At 76.9% G+C, this 1,775-nt stretch carries 1 protein-coding gene and 1 pseudogene; both read left to right on the top strand.

Annotated features, from left to right (window positions below; all coding sequences use genetic code 11):
- A partial coding sequence (locus tag AE652_RS38745) for a TadA family conjugal transfer-associated ATPase (protein WP_049660155.1) occupies positions 1–1,136 on the top strand: 1,136 nt, incomplete at its 5' end.
- A gap of 151 nt (positions 1,137–1,287) precedes the next feature.
- Positions 1,288–1,775 (top strand): annotated as a pseudogene (locus AE652_RS38740) (hypothetical protein); the annotation flags it as partial.

Raw genomic sequence — 1,775 nt, 5'->3', positions numbered from 1 at the left:
CGGGGGCCGCCCCGACGGCAGGCTCGGTCGCGGCCGCGCTGCGGGCCACCCGCCCGCCGCTCGGCGGGGACGAGGTCCTGGACACCGTGCGCTCGCTGCGCGCCGAACTGGTGGGTGCGGGCCCGCTGGACCGGCTGCTGGCGGCGCCCGACGTCACGGACGTCCTGGTGAACGGTCCGGACGAGGTGTGGGTCGACCGTGGCGGCGGCCTGCAGCGGACCACCGGAGTCCGTTTCGCCGACGCCGAGGCGGTGCGGCGGCTGGCCCACCGGCTGGCCACGGCGGCCGGCCGGCGGCTGGACGACGCCCGCCCGTGGGTGGATGCCCGGCTGCCGGACGGCACCCGGCTGCACGCCGTACTGCCGCCGATCGCGGCCGGCTGCACGCACATCTCGCTGCGGGTCTGCCGCCCCCGGCCCTTCACGCTCGACGAGCTGGTGGTGGGCGGGTCGCTGCCACCGGAGGGTGCGGAGCTGCTCGCGGGCATCGTGCGGGCCCGGCTGTCGCTGCTCGTCTCCGGCGGGACGGGCTCGGGGAAGACGACGCTCCTGTCGGCCCTGCTCGGTCTGGTCGGGCCGGACGAGCGGATCGTGCTCGCCGAGGACTCCGCCGAGCTGCAACCGGCCCACCCGCACGTGGTCCGGTTGCAGAGCCGGCCGCCAAATCAGGAGGGGCTGGGCGAGTTCACCCTGCGGGACCTCGTCCGCCAGGCGCTGCGGATGCGTCCGGACCGGTTGGTGATCGGCGAGGTCCGCGGGCCCGAGGTGTCGGACCTGCTGGCCGCGCTGAACACGGGGCACGAAGGCGGCTGCGGCACGGTCCACGCCAACACGGCGGCGGACGTGCCGGTCCGGCTGGAGGCCCTGGGCGCGCTCGCGGGCCTCGACCGGACGGCGCTGCACGGCCAACTGCGGGCCGCGCTCGACGTGGTGGTGCACCTGATCCGCGATCCGGGCTCGGGGCGGCGCCGGGTGGCGGAGATCCACACGCTGGCCGGGGCCGGTGACGGGTCGGCCGTGACCACACCCGCGGTGGCCTTCCCGGCGTCCGGTGGCCTGAGCCCCGGTGCGGGGTGGGAGCGGCTGGTCGGACTGCTGGCGGCGCGCGGGGTGTCGCTCGGGCGGGGGCGCCCGTGATCGCCGTGACGGTGGCCGGGCCGGTGGGCGCGGACGTGCGGGTGGTGGAAGTCGCCTTCGCCCTGTTGGTGGGCGGGTGCGCCGTGGGAGCCCTGGTGCTGCTCGGCGGCGCGGGCCGGAAAGACCGAGGTCAACGGAGGTGGGTGAAGTGATGCAGAGTCAGCTCGCGTTCTGCTGGGTGCTGGCGTTGTTCCTGGTGGCCGTTGCCGCGTGGCGTGCGGTGCAGGGGCAGTTGCCGGGCGGGCAGCGCTCCAGGCTGGTGTTGGCGGGCAGTGGGCCTCCGGTGCGGGGGCCCGGCCCGGAGATCGAGGTGCGGTTCTGGGTCAGGGGGCTGCTGCCGGGCTTCCTGGTTCCCGAACTGCTGCTCCTGCCGCTGGGGTTGTCCGCTGGGCAGGCCACCGCCTCACCGGTGCCGGTGCTCGCGGCCGCGCTGGCCGTCCTGCCGCTGCGCAGGTGGCGGCTGCGGCGACGCCTGGCGGTGGAGGCCCGGCACCGGGCCGCGGCCGTGGTGGAGCTCTGCGCGGGCCTGGCAGGGGAGTTGCGCGGTGGTGCGACGCCGGAGCAGGCGCTGCACCTGGTCACCGCACGGATCGCCGCCGACCCGGAGGGGCTGCGCAGGCTCGGCGAGGAGCCGGTGGC

The organism is Kitasatospora sp. MY 5-36, assembly GCF_001182915.1.
In the GTDB taxonomy this organism is placed as follows: Bacteria; Actinomycetota; Actinomycetes; order Streptomycetales; family Streptomycetaceae; genus Kitasatospora.
Note: the sequence above shows the minus strand (reverse complement) of the source record. Positions and strands in the feature narration are given on the sequence as shown.